Here is a 20674-nt window from a genome sequence, read left to right as displayed (position 1 = left end):
GCCATGAAACTAGCCCCGCGCGACGCCAACAAATACTTCCGCCAGCCCGAAAGCCACCGCGCCGGGCTGTTGATTTATTCGGCAGATGCCATGCGGGCCGCGTTGAAACGGCAAGAGGTGATCGCCGCCCTTATCGGCCCAAATGGTGAGGAGGAAATGCGCCTGACCCGCATTCCCGCCGCCAGCCTGCGCAAAGATCCAGCGCAGCTCCTTGATGCGATCAAGGCGGTCAGCTTCTTTCCCGGCCCGCGGGTGGTCTTTGTCGAAGACGCCAATGACACCGCAGCCACCGCCATCACCAATGCCATGGTCGACTGGGCCGAAGGCGATGCGCAGGTGATTGTCACCGGCGGTGCGCTAAAACCCACGTCCAAACTGCGCAAACTGTTTGAGGCGCATCCAAACGCCTATGCCGTCGGTCTATATGACGATCCGCCCAGCCGCGAAGATATTGAGGTGGAGCTGAAGCGATCCGGCATCCAGGACGTCGACACATCCGCGATGACCGACCTGATGGATCTGGGCAAAGATCTGTCACCCGGCGATTTCCGCCAAACGATGGAGAAGCTGGCGCTTTATAAGATGGGCGACCCCACCCCGGTGCAATCCGAAGACGTGGCCGCTTGTGCCCCGGCCACGATTGAGGCCGCGCTGGATGATATTTTGAACGTCGTGGCGGAGGGCAGATCCGATCAGATCGGCCCCATTCTGGAAAAGCTGAAAGCGCAGGGCGTCAACGCGGTGTCCCTTTGTATCGGCACCACCCGTCATTTCCGCACCTTGTTCAACATCGTCGCCAATGACGGGGGCCGCATCTTCATCCCCGGTTCCTTCAAACAGAAGGAACGGACCCAGAAACAGGCCCGCGCCTGGGGTCCGATGAAGCTGGAGGCAGCGCTGACCATGTTGATGGACACCGATCTGCAACTGCGGTCTGCCGGGCAAAACGCCCCTGCAATGGCGCTGGTGGAACGCGCATTGATTCGTCTGGCGATGCTGGCCCGACGCTGAGGTCAGTCACGCGACGTAGGGTCACGCTGGCTTTGACGCAGCAATCACGGTCTCTTTCCACGCAGAATTTACCGGAAAGTTCCGGGCGAGTTTCGGGAGGACAAGCGATGTATCAGGTGATCGGTGGCGTCAAAAGCCGTGGGTTTCGGGTGATTTGGGCGCTGGAGGAAATGGGCCTCGATTTTGAGGTGCTGGATGCCAAACCCCATTCCCCTGAGGTCAAAACCGCCAACCCACTGGGCAAAATCCCGGCGCTGAAGGTGGGGGAGGACTACCTGACCGATTCCAGCGCGATCCTGACCTTTCTGGCGGACAAACATGGCTTGCTGACCTACCCGGCTGGCACGATTGAACGGGCCAAACAGGATGCCCTGCTGCACCAGATCCTAGATGAATTGGATGCGGTGTTGTGGATGGCGGCGCGCCACAGTTTCATCCTGCCCGAGGAGATGCGGGTGCCCGCGGTCAAGGACAGCCTAAAACAGGAATACCTGCGCAACGCGGCGCGGCTGGCCGACCGGCTGGAAGGGCCGTTTGTGATGGGTGACAAAATGACAATTTCTGACATCGTGTTAACCCACTGCCTGAACTGGGCCCATGTCGCGCGGTTCCCGGCACCGGATCAAAGGCTGGTCGACTACGCCAAAACCATGCGGTCCCGCGATGCCTTCCAGCGGGCGCTGCAGCGCTAGGTGAACTTGCGGAAAAACCGGGTGCGATCAAACATACCTTCCAGCTCTTCCATGCGCTGGCGGGTCAGATCCCAGGTGTGTTCCTGCACCTCGGCAATCATCGCTTCCAGGATCAGCATTAGCGCGGTGTTACTGTCCCAGGCCGAAGGCACGGCGATGCGGCCACAGAAGGTGCAATCGGCAAACTCATGCACCGGGCTGCGCCACTGGTCGGTGAACAAAACGATTCGCGCGCCTTTTTCCTTTGCCATTTTTGCCAGTCGCAGCGTCGAGTTCTCATAGCGGCGCACGTCAAAGATCACCACGACATCACCCGGTTTGATGTCCAACAGGTAATGCACCCAGGCGTTTGACATCGATTGAATATGGGTCACCCCGGGGCGCGCCACCTGCATGTGCATGAAGAAATAGTCGGCCAGCGCGCGGGTGATCCGGCCGCCAACCACCAGAACTGAATGATTTGTTTCAGCCAGCATTGCGCAGGCGCGGTCAAACTGTTCGGGATCGATCTGTGTCAGCGTCTGCCGGATGTTGCCCATCACCGCATCGGTGAAGCGGTTCAGGATATGGGCGTCCGGGGCGCTTTCGACCCAAGTGTCATGTTTGGTGATCGGGTCCGAGATTTGCGCTTCCAATTCGCGCCGCAGGGCGTTCTGGAAGTCGGGAAAGCCCGAAAACCCCAGTTTTTGCACCATTCTGACCACGGTTGGCGTGGAAACCTCTGCCGCTTTGGCCACCTGCGTGATCGAAGCAAGCCCCGAGACCGGGTAGTTCTGCAACAGCGAATCCGCCAATTGACGTTCCGCCCGGGTCAGGCTGTCAAAGGCGTTTTGCAGACGCTCGGCAATGGTTTCGGGTTGATCAGTCACAGGTTTCCCTCCTGGATCACGCAGAATTTTGATTACGATATAAACAACCGACACTCGTTTGAAGAAAATTTTTCAGAATTTTCATTGACAGGTCAACTCAATCTGAAGAATTTATTTCAGAAACAGCCCGCGCTATGACGTGGGCGTCGCGCGTGGGGGACACTTCTGGATATGGCGGATCGCAATCCGATCTTTGACAATGAGGCCGTGAAGGTCACGCTGCCTGCTGAGGCCGCGGCTATTTTGGTTGTGTGTGAACATGCCTCCAACGCCATGCCGGCAGAATTTGACGGGCTAGGCCTGGATGAGGCCGTGCGCCAAAGCCATGTCGCCTGGGATCCCGGTGCCCTGCCGATCGCGGAACAGCTGGCCGAAGATCTGGGCGCGTCGCTGATCGCCGGTGCCGCCTCGCGTCTGTTGTTTGACTGCAACCGCCCACCCGAAGCGCCGGATGCCATGCCCGCCCGCAGTGAGGTGTTTGACATCCCCGGCAACCAGAACCTGACCGAGGCTGAGCGCGCCGAACGTGTCAGCCGGTTCCATGATCCCTTCAACGCCGCGATGGAGGTGCTGCTGGACCAGCAGGACCCGCAGCTGATGGTGACCATGCACAGTTTCACCGCCACCTATAACGGCAAGCCGCGTGAGGTTGAGATCGGTGTGCTGCATGACAGTGACAGCCGTTTTGCCGATGCGATGCTGGCCTGCGCTGCCAAACACACCGATATGGTGGTGCGCCGCAATGATCCCTATGGGCCGGAAAACGGCGTGACCCATACGCTGAAAACACATGCGCTGACGCGGGATATGCAAAACGTGATGATCGAGATCCGCAATGATCTGATCCGCACCCCCGAGGAACAGGCCGCCATGGCCAAGATGATGACCGCATGGATCAGTGAGGCCATCGCGGCCTGCGGTCTGCAAAGTCGTGGTCTGCCAACTGAAGGAGGCGCGTCATGCCAGGGCTAATTCGCGGCTACGTCCGCTGGGTGGATGCCATCAACTACCGGCTGGGCCGGATCGTGATGTACGGCATCTTTGTCATGGTGGGGATCCTGATGTGGTCCTCAATCTCCAAGACCTTCTTCCTGCCGTCGCTCTGGACGCTGGAAATGGCGCAGTTTGCCATGGTCTCTTACTACATCCTTGGTGGGCCCTATTCGATCCAGATGGGATCAAACGTGCGGATGGACCTGTTCTATCACACCTGGTCTGACCGCAAGAAAGCCCAGTTTGACGCCATCACCGTGGTGGTTCTGGCCTTCTACCTTGGGGTTCTGCTCTACGGTGCGGTTGATTCTTTCGCCTATTCGCTGGGCCATTTCAAAGGCACGCCTTTTGCCTTCATGTGGGAATTGGTTGTGGCCTTCGTCACTGGCGGCCCAACGGCAGCGAGTGAGGTTCTGGGCTATCTGGAACGCAGCCCCACAGCCTGGCGCCCGATCCTCTGGCCGATCAAGTTCATCATGATGCTGGGCATCCTGTTGATGCTGCTGCAGGCCCTATCTGAATTCTTCAAAGACATCGCCCGCATTCGCGGACAGGAGATCTGATCGCATGTCCTACGAAATGATCGCAATCTTCATGTTCGCCACCATGATGGTGATGCTGTTTACCGGCCAGCGTGTCTTTGGCGCGATTGGCGGCGTGGCAGCGCTGGCAGCGATGCTGCTGTGGGGTGATGGTGGGTCAGCCATCCCGTTTTCGGCCGCAATGAAACTGATGAAATGGTATCCGCTGCTGACCCTGCCGATGTTCATCTTCATGGGCTACGTCCTGTCGGAATCCAAAATCGCTGACGACCTTTATAAGATGTTCCACGTCTGGATGGGTCCGGTTTCGGGCGGTCTGGCCATTGGCACCATCGGGTTGATGGTTCTTGTGTCGGCGATGAACGGCCTCAGCGTGGCGGGCATGGCCATTGGTGCCACCATCGCGCTGCCGGAACTGCTGCGGCGGGGCTATGACAAACGTATGGTCACCGGGGTGATCCAGGCCGGATCCAGCCTTGGTATCCTTGTGCCGCCCTCCGTTGTGCTGGTGCTTTACGCGATGATCGCGCGCCAGCCGGTGGGGCAGCTGTGGTTGGCCGGCGTGGTGCCGGGTCTGCTGATGGCGACCATGTTCATCATCTACATCTACGTCCGCTGTAAACTGAACCCGGCGCTTGGCCCGACGCTGAGCGAAGAAGAGCGTAACGTGCCGCGCGCCGAAAAGATCCGCCTCTTGGGCGCAGGTCTGCTGCCCTTGGTGATTTTTGCCGCGATGATGGTGCCCTTTGTGAACGGCTGGACCTCACTGGTGGAAAGTTCGGCAATCGGCGCGATGACCGCCTTCCTGGCGGCGGTGGTCAAAGGCCGCATGACCCGTGAGGTGTTTGAAACCTCGGCGCGTCAGACGCTGGCGATTTCCTGCATGTTCATGTGGATCATTCTGGCCGCCCTTGGCTTTGGCGCGGTGTTTGATGGCCTGGGCGCGGTAAACGCGATCAAGGACCTGTTCACCGAGCAGTTGGGCCTGGACCCATGGGTGATCCTGATCCTGATGCAGCTGAGCTTCATCATCATGGGCACCTTCCTGGATGACACGGCGATGTTGGTGATCGTGGCGCCGCTTTATGTGCCGCTGGTCAAGGTGCTGGGATTTGATCTGATCTGGTACGGCGTCCTCTACACAGTGACCACACAGATCGCCTATATGACGCCGCCCTTCGGCTACAACCTGTTCCTGATGCGCGCGATGGCGCCGCCGGAAATCTCACTGAAAGACATCTACGGCTCGATCCTGCCATTTGTGATGATCATGGTCTGCGCACTTACGTTGATTATGGCCTTCCCACAGATCGCATTGTGGCTGCCGGAATACGTTTACGGAAAATGACAGAACTCCAGTTAATGGAGCGTTCAACAAACTGGGGAAAACCCACAACAAACTGAACCACTAGGAGAGTATGACATGACTACCAGACGTAAGTTCCTTGCCGGTGCCGCAGCGGCCCCGGCGGCGCTGGCCACCCCGGCGCTGGCTTCCGGCACCATCAAATGGCGGATGCAGACCTATGCCGGCCCGGCCCTGGCCGAGCACGTGGTGAAACCCGCGATCGACATGTTCAACCAGATCGCAGGCGACCGCATGCAGATCGAACTGTTCTATGCCGACCAGCTGGTCCCCACCGGTGAGCTGTTCCAGGCCATGCAGCGCGGCACCATCGACGCAGTTCAGTCCGACGATGACTCGATGGCGTCGCCCACCGAAGTGACCGTATTTGGCGGCTACTTCCCCTTCGCCTCGCGCTATTCGCTGGACGTGCCGGTGCTGTTCAACAAATACGGCCTGAATGAAATCTGGGACGAAGAATATTCCAAAGTTGGCGTAAAGCACATCTCGGCCGGCGCATGGGATCCTTGCCACTTCGCCACCAAAGATCCGATCCGCTCGCTCGCCGACCTTAAAGGCAAGCGCGTCTTCACCTTCCCGACCGCTGGCCGCTTCCTGAGCCAGTTCGGCGTGGTTCCTGTGACCCTGCCGTGGGAAGACATCGAAGTTGCGGTTCAGACCGGTGAACTGGACGGCATCGCATGGTCGGGCATCACCGAAGACTACACCGTTGGCTGGGCCGATGTGACCAACTACTTCCTGACCAACAACATCTCGGGCGCCTGGGCCGGTTCGTTCTTTGCCAACCAGGGCAGCTGGGAAGGCCTGCCGGAAGATCTGCAGACCCTGTTCCGCGTTTGCTGTGACCAGTCGCACTACTATCGTCAGTGGTGGTACTGGGGTGGCGAAGCCGACCTGCGCGTCAACGGCCCGAAAATGGAGCTCACCTCGATCCCTGACGCCGAATGGGCACAGGTCGAAGAAGCGGCCTTCAAATTCTGGGACGAAGTTGCGGCCGAAAGCCCGACCAAAGCCCGCGTTGTTGAAATCATCAAGAAGTACAACGCTGACATGCAGAAAGCTGGCCGTCCCTACCGTTACGGCTAAGCTGACCAAAAGCGCCCCGGTTCTGATCGGGGCGTGTCCAAGACATCAGATGTGGCCCCGGGGTTTGCCGGGGCTCATCGCCCAAGAGACACACCACCAGATCGCAAGACCGACCAAGGGATGAGGAATGCCCGGCATGATGACTTTTGAAGAGCTGAAAACAGCCGTGGCAGACGGCAGCATCGACACGGTACTGGCCTGTATTGTCGATATGCAGGGCCGCCTGATGGGCAAACGCTTCGTCGGCCACCATTTTGTCGACAGCGCCTATGAGGAAACCCATTGCTGTAACTACCTGCTGGCCACCGATCTGGAAATGGGCACGCCGGATGGCTATGCCTCGACCTCGTGGCAGGAAGGCTATGGCGATTACATCATGAAGCCCGACCTTGGCACCATCCGTCCGGTGCCCTGGCTGGAAGGCACTGCGCTGGTGCTCTGTGATGTGCTGGATCACCACCATCACAAAGACGTCGAACATTCGCCCCGCGCCATCCTGAAAAAACAGGTGGCCCGCGCCGAGGCGATGGGCCTGAGTCCGGTCACCGCGACCGAGCTGGAGTTCTTCCTGTTTGAAAAGTCGCTGAAAGAAATCGCCGCCTCGGGCTACCGCGATATGGCCCCGATCTCGGGCTATAACGAAGATTACCACATCTTCCAGACCACCAAAGAAGAGCATGTGATGCGCCCGCTGCGCAATCACCTCTATGCGGCGGGCATCCCGGTGGAAAACACCAAGGGCGAAGCCGAGGCTGGTCAGGAAGAGCTGAACATCAAATACGCTGAGGCAATGCTGACCGCCGATCACCACACGATCGCCAAACACGCCACCAAGGAAATCGCCTGGCAGCAGGGCCATGCCGCCAGCTTCATCCCGAAATGGCGCCCGGACCGCGTGGGCTCCTCCAGCCATGTACACCAGTCGATGTGGAAAGACGGGCAGAACGTCTTTTTCGATGCGGACAAGCCGCACGGCATGTCGGACCTGATGCGGTCCTATGTGGCGGGCCAGATCAAATACGCCAGCGACCTGACCTATTTCCTGGCGCCTTATGTGAACAGCTACAAACGCTTCCAAAAAGGCAGCTTTGCCCCGACCAAAGCCGTCTGGTCCGTCGACAACCGCACCGCCGCCTTCCGCCTGTGTGGCGAAGGCACCAAGGCCGTGCGGATCGAATGCCGCATTGGTGGTTCCGACCTGAACCCCTATCTGGCGATGGCCGCGCTGATCGCCGCCGGTCTGGCCGGTGTTGAGGAAGGTCTGGAACTGGCCGAACCGCTGCAGGGCGACGTCTATGAGATGGAAGGCGTCACCGATGTGCCGCACACCCTGCGTGAGGCGACCGAAACCCTGCGCAATTCGACCATGCTGCGTGCTGCGATGGGTGACTGGGTGGTGAACCACTACACCCGCGCCGCTGAGGTGGAGCAGGAAGAGTTTGACAACGCCGTCACCGACTGGGAACTGGCGCGTGGATTTGAGCGGGCGTAACACCCCCGCCCATACCGCCCAGAGGCCCCTGCGGGACGCCTTCGGCGGGAGAGTATTTTTGAAACGATGAAACTGAGGGGTTTTCGCCCCTCTCTTACTGGAGTCTGTGGCATGGGACAGAAACTGACATGCATTTCGCCGATCGACGGATCGGTGCTGGCGGAACGTGAAGTGCTGAGCACGGAGGCCGCCAAAGAGGTGGTTGCCCGCGCCAAGGCCGCGCAGGCCGCCTGGGCGGCCCGTCCGCTGCAAGAGCGGATCGATCTGGTCATGGCTGGTGTCGCCAAAGTGGGCGAGATGAACGATGAGATCGTGCCCGAGATCGCCAAACAGATGGGTCGTCCGGTCCGTTATGGCGGTGAGTTCGGCGGCTTTAATGAGCGCGCCAGCTACATGGGCCAGATCGCGGCCGACAGTCTGGCCGATATCGAAGTCGGCGAAGACGCCACTTTCAAGCGCTACATCAAACGCGTGCCGCATGGTGTGGTGCTGGTCGTGGCGCCGTGGAACTACCCCTATATGACCGCCATCAACACCGTTGCCCCGGCACTGATCGCGGGCAACACGGTGGTACTGAAACACGCAACGCAAACCCTGCTGGTGGGTGAGCGCATGGTCGCGGCCTTCACCGAAGCGGGCGTGCCGGAAGATGTGTTCCAGAACGTGTTCCTCAGCCATGACACCACGTCCGAGCTGATCGCCGCCAAAAGCTTTGGCTTTGTGAACTTCACCGGTTCTGTTGGCGGTGGTCGTGCGATTGAGCGCGCCGCAGCTGGCACCTTCACCGGTGTGGGTCTGGAACTGGGCGGCAAGGATCCGGGCTATGTCATGGAAGACGCCGATCTGGATGCGGCGGTTGATACGCTGATTGATGGCGCGATGTTCAACTCGGGCCAGTGCTGCTGCGGGATCGAACGGATCTATGTGGTTGAGAGCCTGTTTGACGATTTCGTCGCCAAGGCAGTGAAAATCGTTGAGGGCTACAAGCTGGGCAACCCGCTGGAGGAAGAGACCACCATCGGCCCGATGGCCAATGTGCGTTTCGCCGATGAGGTCCGCGCCCAGATCGCCGAGGCCGTTGAAGCAGGCGCTAAGCCGCTGATCGATCCGGCGCTGTTCCCCGAAGATGGCGGCGCCTATCTGGCACCGCAGATCCTTGTGGATGTGACCCACGACATGCGGGTGATGCGCGACGAAAGCTTCGGTCCTGTTGTTGGCATCATGAAGGTGAAAGACGACGCTGAAGCCATCGCGCTGATGAACGACAGCGACTTTGGCCTCACCGCCTCGCTGTGGACCCAAGACGTTGAACGCGCGCAGGCCATCGGCGATCAGATCGAAACCGGCACCGTGTTCATGAATCGCGCCGATTATCTGGATCCGGGCCTGTGCTGGACCGGCTGCAAAGACACCGGTCGCGGTGGTGGCCTGTCGGTTATCGGCTACCACAACCTGACCCGTCCCAAATCCTACCACCTGAAAAAGGTGACCGGCTAAGCCCGGCTGTTTGAGAGGAACAAGAACATGACACTTACCGCTAACTGGTCCTACCCCAACGCCATCCGCTTTGGTGCGGGCCGTATCAACGAACTGCCGGACGCCTGTGCGGCGGCTGGCATCAAGAAACCCCTCTTGGTCACCGACAAGGGCCTTGCGCCGCTGCCGATCACCGCGCAGGCGCTGGACATCATGGAAGCCGCTGGTCTGGGCCGCGGCATCTTCTCCGAGGTGGATCCGAACCCGACCGAGGTGAACCTTGACGCCGGTCTGGAAGTTTACCGCGCTGGTGGCCACGATGGTGTGATCGCCTTTGGCGGTGGCTCGGGTCTGGATCTGGGCAAGATGGTGGCCTTTATGGCTGGTCAGACCCGTCCGGTCTGGGATTTTGAGGATGTGGGTGACTGGTGGACCCGCGCCGACAGCGATGCGATCGCGCCGATCATTGCTGTGCCGACCACCGCCGGCACCGGATCTGAGGTGGGCCGCGCTTCGGTTCTGACCAACTCGGAAACCCATGAGAAGAAGATCATCTTCCACCCCAAGGTTCTGCCGACCGTTGTGATTGCTGATCCTGAGCTGACCGTGGGCATGCCGCCGATGATCACTGCCGGCACCGGCATGGATGCATTTGCCCACTGTCTGGAAGCCTTCTGCAGCCCGCATTTCCATCCGATGTCGCAGGGCATCGCGCTGGAAGGCCTGCGTCTGGTCAAAGAATACCTGCCGCGCGCCTATAAGGACGGCACCGATATCGAGGCCCGTGGTCAGATGATGGCTGCTGCTGCGATGGGCGCCGTGGCCTTCCAGAAAGGTCTGGGCGCGATCCATGCCCTCAGCCACCCGATTGGCGCGATGTACAACACCCACCACGGCACCACCAACGCCGTCGTGATGCAGCCGGTGCTGCAGTACAACCGCGATGCCATCGAAGAACGCATCGAACGGGCCGCGGCCTATCTCGGTATCGAGGGCGGCTTTGACGGGTTCTACGCCTTTGTGGGGGAGCTGAACAACAGCCTTGGCATTCCGGCCAACCTGACCGAGCTGGGTGTGACCGATCCCGACAAAGAGGCAATCATCAAAGGTGCGCTGGCCGATCCCTCGACCGGCGGCAACCCGGTTGAGATGACCGAAGACAACACACGCGCCCTGTTGGACGCCTGTTTCTAATACCTTTGTTCTAAAACCTAGGGCGGGGTTTTGGCCCCGCCCTTTGCACATCGATCAGATCGCGAAAGGCGAATCTTTCGACTCAAAAGGATGCATTTGCACCCCTTACTTGTCCGAATTTGCTAAAAATCGAATCACTTCAGGCCGAAGTTTGTTCTGACCTTGCAGACAATCACGGTCGCTGGCAGAAACTGTTTCACAAAATACTCACCCCTTAGTTGCAGGATTTGCACTGTTTGAGCAGGCTCAACCAGTACCAAGGTCTTGCCGTCCCTCAGCAGGATCTTATTTGACGATCAACCTGTCCCAATCCGCACAGCATGAAATCTTGACGACAGATGTCAAAAAAACCGACCACATGTGATCTGCAGGGGCTAAACGTCCCAGCACCTAATGCGGCTAAATTGTCTATGGAAACTAGACTCTGAAACCGGCAACGGTCGATTGTTCGCTAAAACTCAACAATCACTCCTTCGCCCCGTCAAAATATCCACCTTTTGATCGTTTCCGGCGCCCCCGCGCAATCCGCCAACGCCCGAGCCAATCACGGTCACCTCGAGGGCTGACCTCTGCCAAATTAACCAATTTTTCCCTGTAAAAGCGGGCCACTAGTACTTTGGGCCTAGCGTCACCTGTGAGTTGCAAATGTGGTGCTCGCGTTGACGAAAAAGGACCAAATTGCCATAAATGTGTCGAAAGATCGGCGCGTCTGTGGGGAAAACTCACAGAAAGTTCCGCTTAAAACTTAAACGTATTTGAGCGAACTACGATGTGGGGGCATCAGCCCGATCTTCTGCGAGCTTGCTCCGGGCGGTGATCTGCCAGCTGCCCGGCGTCACATGAACAGTTTTGGTTTTGTCTTTTCGGGCGCGCAGGCGTTCGAAAGGTGCTGATGGGCTGTGCCTGATGTCTTCAGGCAGGCCGTTTTGGCACACGCTCACTGACCCCGGGGAGGGTTTGGAATGAACATGCACGTCTCAGCCACATCCACGACGTTGGATGCAGCCATGGATGCCGCCAAAGACGCAAGCGATCTGTCCGCACGCGTCAGCAAATGGCGCCCAACGGCAACTGCCTACCGCCTGATGGGCAAACGTGTGCTGTACGTTGTGCTGGTTGTTCTGATGGCGCCGCCTGCCCTGTTCACCGTTGCTGTACTGGCCCTGATCATCATGCTGGACGGTAAATCCGCCTTTTACCGTCAACGCCGGGTCGGCCTGAACGGCAAAGAGTTTTCCATGCTGAAACTGCGCAGCATGATCCCCAATGCCGATGCTGCGCTTGAGGCTTACCTGGCCTCATCCCCGACGGCACGTGCCGAATGGGACCGTGATCAAAAACTGACCAATGATCCCCGCATCACCCGCTTTGGCCATTTCATCCGCCGCACCTCACTGGATGAGCTGCCGCAGCTGCTGAACGTTCTAAAGGGGGAGATGTCACTTGTGGGCCCGCGCCCGATGATGACCAACCAGAAAGAGCTGTACCCCGGCGATGAATATTACCGCATGCGTCCCGGGATCACCGGCTACTGGCAAACCTCGGAGCGTAATGAGTGCAGCTTCCGCGAACGTGCCAGCTATGATGCGAGCTACTATCGCGATCTGTCGCTGGGCACCGACTTCAAGGTGCTGCTGGCCACGGTCAACGTGGTGATGGCCGCCACCGGGCGCTAAGCGCCACCGCCAACCGATCTGAATTATAAACGGCCGCGTTACCCCCGCGGCCTTTGTGCTGTCGCGCGACGCTCACCACCCTCTTATTTGCCACTGTCGCCTGTCACCGCCATTATTCTGCCCTAAGCTTCCGTTAAGCCTGACCGTCAGTATCAGAAGAGCCCGCGCCCTTCGCAGAACCAAAGGACAGATCCGGCACATGGTGCCCAACGCAATTGCATATCTGATGCTGGGGCTTTGGCCCCTGGTGGCGATCGGGTTGTTCCGATGGCTTCCGCCCGGACGTGCGTTGCTGGCCAACCTGTTTCTGTCCTATCTGTTCCTGCCCCCGCCGCCGACGCAGTTTGACCTGCCGTTGCTGCCGCCCTTGGATAAGGAAAACCTGCCGGCGCTGTCGCTGCTGCTTGCTTGCCTGGTCCACTGCCGTGATCAGCTGAGCCTGCCGCGCACCCGTTGGGTAACCGCAACGCTGGCGGTATTCATCCTGTCCCCGGTGCTGACCGTCTTGGCCAACACTGACGGGATTTCCTTTGGGGCCTTTGGCCTGCCGGGGCTTGGGGTGAAAGACGCCTTGTCCCTCGTCATCAACCGCTTCAGCCTTGTGCTGCCGATGTTGCTGTCTTACGCGCTGTTGCGCAGCACCCGCGATCTGCGGGATGTGCTGCTGGCCTTTGCGCTGTTTGGGCTGATCTATTCGCTGCCCATGCTGATTGAGGTGCGGCTGTCCCCACAGCTAAACATCTGGATCTATGGCTATTTCCAGCACAACTTTGACCAGATGATGCGCTTTGGTGGCTTCCGCCCCATTGTGTTCCTGTACCACGGTCTGTGGGTCGCCTTCTTTGCGATGAGCGCCGTGATCGCCGCCGCAACGCTGACCCGCACCGAAGACGGGCCGGAGCGGGCGAAGGCCTTCATGGTGATGATGTACCTGATGGTGATTCTGGTGCTGTGCAAATCGGTGGGCCCGCTTCTTTATGCGATGCTACTTTTGCCACTGACCCTGCTGCTGCCGCTTGGCACGCAGCTGCGGGTGGCGCTGGCCTTTGCGAGTGTGGCCATTGCCTATCCGATCATCAAAGGCGCCGGTTGGCTGCCCGAAGAGGCGCTGCTGCAACTGGCAAGCCGGATCAGCGAGGAACGCGCCAGTTCGCTGCAATTCCGCCTGAACAATGAATCCAGCCTGTTGGAACGCGCGATGGAACGTCCGATCCTTGGCTGGGGCAGCTGGGGGCGCAACCAGATCCTGGATCCGTTTACCGGGCAGGAGTTGCTGGTGTCAGACGGCCGCTGGGTGATCACGCTGGGCTTCTTCGGCTGGGTGGGCTTTGCTGCGGAAATGCTGCTGCTGGCCGCGCCAATCGTGATGCTGTGGGCGCTGCAAAGGGGGCAAAACGCGGTAAATATGTCGGCGGCCGTCGGCGGCATGGCACTGCTGCTGGCGATCAACCTGATTGACCTGTTGCCAAATGCCACGCTGACGCCGCTGACATGGCTGCTGACCGGTGCCCTGCTGCGCCATGCAGAGGAATTGCGCCAGAACACAGCACAGGCGTTCAACACGCCAAGTGCCGCCCCCAAACGGCGTAAATCCGGCCTGACCTCGGTGATGTAACGCCTGAGGTGGCGCGGGTGGAGAGACTGGCCAAGCCGCGCGAAACTCGACTACAAAGAACAGGGTCGCCACAGACCCGCCGTGCAACAGGACACTGAGCAACAGGATCGAACATGTTCTCACCCGCCCGAACAGCGCTATCCCTGATCCTGGCCTTCATCTTGGCGCTGATGCTGCCAACACCATCAAACGCGCAACAGGCGCGGGCGGAGGCGACGCTGAAGGCGTATTTCTTTGGCAATTCCCTGATGCACCATCTGGAGGGCTTGCCGCAGACCTCGACCCCTTATTGGCTGAACAAAATCGCCGAGGCGCGCGGCGGCAGGTTGCAGGCCGATGGCACCTGGGGGTTTCTGCGGAACTTTGCCGGGCAGCTGCCGCCGGAACCCAACTGGCAGATCGGTGGGGTGCGCGGGGTCTGGTCCGAACGGCTGGGCAGCTTTGCCGATGCGGGTGTGAACACGGTGGTGCTGAACCCAGCGAATTTCATCCAGTATCAGCCGCCCTCAGCCCTTTATGACAGCAACAATCCAAACCGCGACAGCCCGGTCACCGCAACGCTCAAGGTGTTTGACTGGGTGCGCGAAGGAGTGCCCGCCGCGGCAGAGCAGCCGCGGTTTTTCATCTATGAAGGCTGGGCGGATATGGTGGGCTACAGTCGGTCCTTCCCACCTTCAAAATCCGAACTGAACCAATACCTTGCGGACAATCAAACCGGTTATCACGACTGGTATGAAGACTATGTCACAGCGTTGCAACGGGCCCGGCCAAACCTGCAGGTCACCCTGTTGCCTGTCGCCTCCACCCTGCCTGAGATCCTGGCGCTGCCCGCCCTTGAGGGTTTGACCGCCACCGATCTGTTCAGCGATGATGCGCCGCATGGCACGGCGACGGTCTATTTTCTGGCCGCATTTATCAGCTACAGCGCCCTGTTTCAGGATGATCTGCCGGCGCAGATGCTGCTGCCCGACAGTATTCACCCGCTGGTGCGCCAGAACTATGGCCAGATTGCTGAGGCGCTTTGGGACAGCCGCGCCAAAACGCTGCGCCCGCCGTCGACGCAACGCAGAGATCAGGCGCGGGACAGCGCCCCACCTGCGGTGCCTGCGCTGGCGATGGGCCTCAACGGGATCTCAGACTGGTCCACACAGATGCCGTTTATCGACGTGATGAAATCCGCCCGTCCCTGGGTCGGACATTTGCCGGATCAGTGGGGCGGGATGAGTTTTGACACCCTGCGCGCGGAGGGCCACCTGAGCGATGAGGGCTGGCCGCTGCGGATCCCCAAAGGGGTTGAGCAGCTGGAGACCTTTATTCTGGCAGATCTGCCCAGTGATGCCCGCGATACGGCTGGCCGCTACCGACTGACCTACAGGGGCAAGGGCAATATCACCCTGCTGGGACGGGCCCAGGATATCCGCGCCCGCACCGGTGAGATCTGGTTCAACTTCACCCCCGGCGAAGGTCTGGTGGCGGTGACGCTACGAGACACCGATCCCAAGGATCCGATCCGCGACATTCAGGTGATCCACGAACGCCACCTGCCTTTCTGGGAAATGGGCGCGGTGTTTAATCCCGACTGGCTGCGCCAGATTGAGGATATGCGGGTGTTGCGATTCATGGATTGGATGGCAACCAACCATTCGCCGATCTCACAGTGGGATCAACGCCCGCTGCCAACGGATTACACCTATGCCTGGCGCGGTGTCCCGATTGAGGTGATGCTGCAGCTGGCCAATCAGGTGGGGGCCGATCCGTGGCTCAACATGCCGCATATGGCCGATGACGGTTACGTGCGCCGCTTTGCCGAAATGGTGCAGCGGGATCTGGACCCCGGACTGAAGGCCTATGTGGAATATTCCAATGAGGTCTGGAACCATATTTTCACCCAGGCGAAATACGCCACCGAACAGGCCGCTGCGCGTTGGCGCGGCGCCAGTGGCAACACGGATGGTTGGATGCAATGGGCCGGCGTCCGCGCGGCTGAGGTGGCAGATATCTGGGCTGAGGTTTTCGGCGCGGAGGCTGAGACCCGGCTGACCCGGGTGATCGCGGTCCACACCGGCTGGCCCGGGTTGGAGGAGGCGGCGCTGGAGGCCCCGCTGTTCATGCGCGAAGCGCGTGGCAACATCCGCCCCGGCGATCGTTTTGATGCCTATGCGGTGACCGGCTATTTCGGCTATGAGCTGGGCGCCGATCCGCAGGCGGCCAAGGTGCTGGACTGGTTGAAGATCAGCGAAAGCGAGGCGCTGAAACGCAGCTACAAGTGGCTGCAATCCGGTGAGGTGAAGCGGCTGACGCAGGAGGTTTTCCCCTATCATGCCGGGGTGGCCAGATCCTATGGCATGGACCTGATCATGTATGAGGGCGGCACGCATATCGTGGGCCATGAGGGCTGGGTCAATGATGAGGCGCTGACCGCGTTTTTCATCAAGCTGAATTACAGTCAGGAGATGGCGGCGCTTTATGCGGATGTGCTGCAGGGGTGGCAGGATGCCGGCGGCACGCTGTTCAATGCCTTTGTTGATGTGGCTGCAGCCAGCAAATGGGGCAGCTGGGGCGGGTTGCGGCATCTGTCTGACAACAATCCCCGCTGGGCGGTGATCCAACGCGCCAACACCAGCCTGTCGACCGATTGGGAAAGCCGGGATCCGCAGGCCTTCCGCCGGGGGATCGCCCGTGCTGGTGGCGACGCAGATAATTTGCTGGAGGGCACCGCACTAAGGGACGTGCTGGTGGGGGCAGATGGCGATGACTGGCTGATCAGCCGCGGCGGCGCTGATGCCCTGCATGGCGGGGCGGGTGTTGATACGGCAGTACTGCGCGGTGCTGCGACAGACTATCAGTTCAGCTGGGCCAGCAGCCCGGTCGGGGATTTCCTGATCGCAGATGGCCCCGAGGGCGAAGTAACGATGCGCGGCATTGAACAGCTGGAGTTTTCGGCGGCACCAGGTCAGTTGTACCGCGTGTCGCCGCGACAATAGCCACAATGGGGCGGCGCAGCCGCACCGCCTGAAGGTTTAGAAATCTAACAGCGGTTCGTCTGGCATTGGCTCCATCGGGGGTGGGGTCAACCCGACCTCACGAACCAGCGCCTCCGCCCCGCGGGCGGCATCAAAGCTTTGAAGGATCCGCTTGCGCCCGGCCTGTCCCAACGCGGCGGCCCGGACCGGATCGGTGGCCAGATATTCCAGCGCGGCGGCCAGTGCCACCGGGTTGCCCTTTTCGACCAGAACACCGTCCCGGCCGTTGGTGATCAACTCATCCACACTGCCGCCTTCAATGCCCACCACCGGGCATTCGCAACTCATCGCTTCCATGGCAGAGGCGCCGAGGGCTTCGGAATGGTTTGCCATCACAAAGACATGGGCATCACACAGCCGGTCGCGCAGCGTGTCCTCAGACACAGATCCCATCAACCGCACGGTGCCGATCAGGCCCAACTCGGTGATCTGTTCCTCCAGCACGGTACGATAGCCGGTGCCGCCTTCATCATCCTCACCAATAATTTCCAGATGCACGTCAATGCCGCGCCCCTGCAACAGCGTCACCGCCTGAAACAGATCCTCATGCGCGTTGGAGGCATGCAGCCGCGCCCGGGACACCAGACGCAGGGTTTTGCCGGGTTCCGGCGGCCGGTAGGGCGCATCGCGACGCAGGTGGTCGGTATCTACCCCCTGCGGCTGGACCAAGACACGTTCTGGCAGCGATTCACCCAGAACCGGGGTGATTTCATCCAACAGCCGCTGCGAGCCGACGATGGCGAATTTCGCTGACTGCCATTTGAACTTCTGACCAATGCCGCCCTCGGACAAGGGGCCGTGAAGGCTGATCGAATAATCCAATTCATAGAGGTGGTTGGCCAGGGCTGCGATCATCGCCACCGGCCCGCAGGAGGCCACATGCACATGGGTCACCCCTTGCGCTTCACAGGATTTGGCCAGCTGTTTGGCGGCGGGTGCCGCATGTGACACGGCGCGCATACGTTCGACATTGCCACTGCCCTGTTTCAACTGGCGCCATGGCAATTTGGGCAAGGACATCAGCGAGGACATGGTGCCCTGCGCCAGATATTCGGTGCGCTGCCGCGCCCCTTTGGCCCAGGCATGCGCTGCCGTATCGGTTGGCCGGTCGGAAAACAGCACCGCCTCAATACCCATCGCTTCCAGCTTGAGGATCTCACGCCAGTACAAACTATGTGCCTGCCCCGGAAACTCGGGCAGTAAATAGCCAAGCTTTGGAATTTCAGTCACGCATCTGGTCCTTTGGCCATTTTTCCTCCAGCAGGTCATTGTTTTTAAACCGGCTGCCCGGCTAGAACAAAATCAATATATAAGTACGTTGGAATGATTTGCTAGTTTACCAACGATGACAAGCCGTTGCAGGATAAACCAAAGGGATAAAACCCTACCTTGTAGGACGCAAAACCGCTGATGATCTCTGTTATCATCCCTGCCCATAACGAAGCCAAGACGCTGCCGGCCTGTCTGGCGGCCATCGCCGCCGCCACGGTTCCGCCGAATGGGGCGGAGGTGATTGTGGTCGCCAATGGCTGCACGGATGATACGGCCGCAGTGGCCCGCACAATGGCAGAAGACGGAGCCGCGATGCCTTATGCCCTGCGGGTTATTGAGCTGAGCGAAGGTGGAAAAATCGGTGCCTTGAACGCAGGTGACGCCGCAGCCAGCGGCGATATGCGGGCCTATCTGGATGCCGATGTGATCATCGCACCGCAGATGCTGACCGAGCTTGCAAGCGCCTTATCAGATGCGGCGCCGCGCTATGCCAGCGGCACGGTGGTGATCCCGGAAAGCCCCAGCGCCCTGACCCGGGCCTTTGCGCGGTTTTACCGCACGGTGCCATTCCTGCGCGACGGCGTGCCGGGTTGCGGGCTATATGCGGTGAACCGGGCCGGGCGGGCACGCTGGAAAGCCTTTCCCGATGTGATCGCCGATGACACCTTTGTGCGGCTGAACTTCACCGCCACCGAGCGGGTCAAGGTCACCGCACCCTATGACTGGCCACTGGTCACCGGGTTCGGCAATCTGGTCAGGGTCCGCCGCCGTCAGGATGCGGGCGTGGCTGAGATTGCAGCGCAGTTTCCGGAGCTGCTGCAAAATGATGACAAACTGCCCTACCGGGCGAGGGATGTGCTGCGCAACGCGCTTCACCAACCGTTTAGCTTTGCCGTTTATGTTGCCGTGCGCTTGGCCGGGAAACTGGGCCGCAACCCCACCCGCTGGAGCCGTGGCAGATGATTGATCGCATGCGAACCCTTGCCTTCGGGTCTGGCTTGATGACCCGCGCGTTCCGCAGTTCTGCAATCAATGCAGGGGGGTACGCCGGGTTCCAGTTCCTGCGGCTGCTGTCCAATCTGGTGCTGACCCGCATCCTCTTCCCTGAGGCGTTTGGCATCATGGCGCTGATTTCGGTCATCATGGTGGGCCTGTCGATGTTTTCCGATGTCGGCACCAGCCCAGCCATCATGCGCAGCCCCCGTGGCGATGAAGCAGAATTCCTGAACACCGCCTGGACGATCCAGATCATCCGCGGCTTCTGCCTGTGGCTGGCCGCCTGCGCCCTGGCCTACCCGGTGGCGCTGATCTACGAAGAACCGATGCTGATGCAGCTCTTGCCGGTCGCCGCGCTAAGTCTGCTGATCGCCGGCTTCAACCCAACAAAACTGGAAAGCGCAAACCGGCATATGCAGGCAGGGCGCGTCACGCTGATTGAGCTGGCCGTGCAGGTGACCGGCCTGATCATCGCGATCACCGCCGCCTGGGCGCTGCAATCTGTCTGGGCGCTGGTGATCAGCGGTCTGGCTGCCGCATTGACCCATTTGGTCCTGCTGAACCGGTTCCTGCCCGGCCCGAGAAACCACCTGCGCTGGGAAAAAGAGGCGGCGCATGAGCTGATCCTTTTTGGCAAGTGGGTCTTTCTTTCGACGATCTGCGGCTTCTTTGTCGCTCAAGGGGATAAATTGCTGATCGGCAAATACCTGAGCCTTGAGGCCTTTGGCGTTTACAACATCGGATATTTCCTCGCCTCCTTCCCGTTGTTGATGGGGGGGATGGTCATCCAGAAGGTGCTGGTGCCGATCTATCGCGATAGCCCGCCCGCAGCATCACGGGAAAACTTCCTGACGTTGCGCCGAATGAGGATGGCGGCCACCGGGCTATTGGTCAGCTTGCTGCTGATCGTTGCGGCGCTGGGGCCCTGGATGGTCGATCTGCTATATGATCCGCGTTACGCCGCCGCCGGTGCGGTGGTGACGCTATTGGCCTGCATGCAGATCCCGATGGTGGTGACGCTGACCTATGACCGGGCGGCGCTTGCCAGCGGGGACAGCCGCGATTTCTTCTACCTGTCGCTGGTGCGGGCGGTGGTACTGTTGCTGATGCTGGCGCTTGGCCTGTCTTACTGGGGGCTGATCGGCGCCATTCTGGGCATCGGGTTGGCGGCGCTTTTGACCTACCCGGCGGTGGTCTGGCTGGCCCGCCGTCAGGGTGCTTGGGACCCGTTGCATGACATTGCCTATACCGGATTGGGGCTGGGCGTCTCGGCAATGCTATTGGTGCTACATTGGGAAACAATTCAGACCATCAGCGGCTAAACCCCCGAAAATTTCACGTCTTTTGGGTAGAGAATCGGTAACTTCGCTC

At 60.0% G+C, this 20674-nt stretch carries 16 protein-coding genes; 14 read left to right on the top strand and 2 right to left on the bottom strand.

Annotated elements, in window-relative coordinates; translation table 11 throughout:
* Positions 1-3 precede the first annotated feature (3 nt).
* Complete coding sequence (gene holA / locus TL5118_RS09125; RefSeq protein ID WP_058242608.1) at positions 4-1011, top strand: DNA polymerase III subunit delta; 1008 nt, start codon at positions 4-6, stop codon at positions 1009-1011.
* A gap of 107 nt (positions 1012-1118) precedes the next feature.
* Positions 1119-1703, top strand: a complete 585-nt coding sequence (locus TL5118_RS09120) for a glutathione S-transferase family protein (RefSeq protein ID WP_058242607.1) — start codon at positions 1119-1121, stop codon at positions 1701-1703.
* Here TL5118_RS09120 and TL5118_RS09115 read toward each other — a convergent pair.
* Positions 1700-2572, bottom strand: coding sequence for a MurR/RpiR family transcriptional regulator (locus tag TL5118_RS09115; RefSeq protein WP_058242606.1), 873 nt, complete (start codon positions 2570-2572; stop codon positions 1700-1702). The two genes, TL5118_RS09120 and TL5118_RS09115, sit on opposite strands and share 4 nt — an antisense overlap.
* Before the next feature lie 171 nt (positions 2573-2743).
* On the opposite strand from TL5118_RS09115, the gene TL5118_RS09110 reads away from it, so the two are divergent.
* From TL5118_RS09110 to TL5118_RS09065, 10 genes are all read left to right on the top strand, one after another.
* Entirely contained in the window at positions 2744-3544 is an 801-nt protein-coding gene (locus TL5118_RS09110; protein ID WP_058242605.1) for an N-formylglutamate amidohydrolase, read from the top strand.
* On the top strand, positions 3532-4128 hold the full coding sequence (locus TL5118_RS09105) for a TRAP transporter small permease subunit (protein ID WP_058242604.1): 597 nt from the start codon (positions 3532-3534) through the stop codon (positions 4126-4128). The genes TL5118_RS09110 and TL5118_RS09105 overlap by 13 nt, the downstream gene beginning before the upstream one ends.
* 4 nt (positions 4129-4132) lie before the next feature.
* A complete protein-coding gene (locus TL5118_RS09100) occupies positions 4133-5455 on the top strand; it encodes a TRAP transporter large permease (protein WP_058242603.1) in 1323 nt (440 codons plus the stop codon).
* A 75-nt stretch (positions 5456-5530) separates the two neighbouring features.
* A complete protein-coding gene (locus TL5118_RS09095; protein ID WP_058242602.1) occupies positions 5531-6559 on the top strand; it encodes a TRAP transporter substrate-binding protein in 1029 nt (342 codons plus the stop codon).
* Between the two features lie 127 nt (positions 6560-6686).
* A complete protein-coding gene (locus TL5118_RS09090; protein WP_058242601.1) occupies positions 6687-8051 on the top strand; it encodes a glutamine synthetase family protein in 1365 nt (454 codons plus the stop codon).
* A gap of 111 nt (positions 8052-8162) precedes the next feature.
* The gene (locus TL5118_RS09085) at positions 8163-9548 is read left to right on the top strand and encodes an aldehyde dehydrogenase family protein (RefSeq protein ID WP_058242600.1); all 1386 of its coding nucleotides are present in this window, start codon (positions 8163-8165) and stop codon (positions 9546-9548) included.
* A gap of 27 nt (positions 9549-9575) precedes the next feature.
* Entirely contained in the window at positions 9576-10721 is a 1146-nt protein-coding gene (locus tag TL5118_RS09080) for an iron-containing alcohol dehydrogenase (protein ID WP_058242599.1), read from the top strand.
* A gap of 962 nt (positions 10722-11683) precedes the next feature.
* Positions 11684-12397, top strand: a complete 714-nt coding sequence (locus TL5118_RS09075) for a sugar transferase (protein WP_242601759.1) — start codon at positions 11684-11686, stop codon at positions 12395-12397.
* A gap of 199 nt (positions 12398-12596) precedes the next feature.
* Positions 12597-14012 (top strand): hypothetical protein, encoded by a 1416-nt coding sequence (locus tag TL5118_RS09070; RefSeq protein WP_242601758.1) that lies wholly within the window; start codon positions 12597-12599, stop codon positions 14010-14012.
* Positions 14013-14125: 113 nt separating this feature from the next.
* A complete protein-coding gene (locus tag TL5118_RS09065; protein ID WP_058242598.1) occupies positions 14126-16996 on the top strand; it encodes a calcium-binding protein in 2871 nt (956 codons plus the stop codon).
* Between the two features lie 36 nt (positions 16997-17032).
* On the opposite strand, the gene epsE is transcribed toward TL5118_RS09065, so the two are convergent.
* On the bottom strand, positions 17033-18265 hold the full coding sequence (gene epsE / locus TL5118_RS09060; RefSeq protein WP_165590035.1) for an exopolysaccharide biosynthesis GT4 family glycosyltransferase EpsE: 1233 nt from the start codon (positions 18263-18265) through the stop codon (positions 17033-17035).
* Positions 18266-18445: 180 nt separating this feature from the next.
* Here epsE and TL5118_RS09055 point away from each other — a divergent pair, with 180 nt between their 5' ends.
* Both TL5118_RS09055 and TL5118_RS09050 read left to right on the top strand, forming a co-directional pair.
* Complete coding sequence (locus tag TL5118_RS09055) at positions 18446-19270, top strand: glycosyltransferase family 2 protein (RefSeq protein WP_058242596.1); 825 nt, start codon at positions 18446-18448, stop codon at positions 19268-19270.
* Positions 19267-20625: an oligosaccharide flippase family protein gene (locus tag TL5118_RS09050; RefSeq protein ID WP_058242595.1), complete on the top strand. Its 1359-nt coding sequence runs from the start codon at positions 19267-19269 to the stop codon at positions 20623-20625. The genes TL5118_RS09055 and TL5118_RS09050 overlap by 4 nt, the downstream gene beginning before the upstream one ends.
* Positions 20626-20674: the final 49 nt, after the last annotated feature.

Source organism: Thalassovita autumnalis, assembly GCF_001458255.1.
In the GTDB taxonomy this organism is placed as follows: domain Bacteria; phylum Pseudomonadota; class Alphaproteobacteria; order Rhodobacterales; family Rhodobacteraceae; genus Thalassobius; species Thalassobius autumnalis.
This window is presented reverse-complemented; position numbering and strand designations above follow the sequence as displayed.

Bases quoted from the DNA above. Each gene is read 5' to 3' on its own strand.
- TL5118_RS09090 (WP_058242601.1), top strand. From the start codon at position 6,687: ATGCCCGGCATGATGACTTTTGAAGAGCTGAAAACAGCCGTGGCAGAC.
- TL5118_RS09105 (WP_058242604.1), top strand. From the start codon at position 3,532: ATGCCAGGGCTAATTCGCGGCTACGTCCGCTGGGTGGATGCCATCAAC.
- TL5118_RS09070 (WP_242601758.1), top strand. From the start codon at position 12,597: ATGGTGCCCAACGCAATTGCATATCTGATGCTGGGGCTTTGGCCCCTG.
- TL5118_RS09050 (WP_058242595.1), top strand. From the start codon at position 19,267: ATGATTGATCGCATGCGAACCCTTGCCTTCGGGTCTGGCTTGATGACC.
- TL5118_RS09110 (WP_058242605.1), top strand. From the start codon at position 2,744: ATGGCGGATCGCAATCCGATCTTTGACAATGAGGCCGTGAAGGTCACG.
- TL5118_RS09100 (WP_058242603.1), top strand. From the start codon at position 4,133: ATGTCCTACGAAATGATCGCAATCTTCATGTTCGCCACCATGATGGTG.
- TL5118_RS09055 (WP_058242596.1), top strand. From the start codon at position 18,446: ATGATCTCTGTTATCATCCCTGCCCATAACGAAGCCAAGACGCTGCCG.
- holA (WP_058242608.1), top strand. From the start codon at position 4: ATGAAACTAGCCCCGCGCGACGCCAACAAATACTTCCGCCAGCCCGAA.
- TL5118_RS09075 (WP_242601759.1), top strand. From the start codon at position 11,684: ATGAACATGCACGTCTCAGCCACATCCACGACGTTGGATGCAGCCATG.
- TL5118_RS09095 (WP_058242602.1), top strand. From the start codon at position 5,531: ATGACTACCAGACGTAAGTTCCTTGCCGGTGCCGCAGCGGCCCCGGCG.
- TL5118_RS09080 (WP_058242599.1), top strand. From the start codon at position 9,576: ATGACACTTACCGCTAACTGGTCCTACCCCAACGCCATCCGCTTTGGT.
- TL5118_RS09085 (WP_058242600.1), top strand. From the start codon at position 8,163: ATGGGACAGAAACTGACATGCATTTCGCCGATCGACGGATCGGTGCTG.
- TL5118_RS09065 (WP_058242598.1), top strand. From the start codon at position 14,126: ATGTTCTCACCCGCCCGAACAGCGCTATCCCTGATCCTGGCCTTCATC.
- TL5118_RS09120 (WP_058242607.1), top strand. From the start codon at position 1,119: ATGTATCAGGTGATCGGTGGCGTCAAAAGCCGTGGGTTTCGGGTGATT.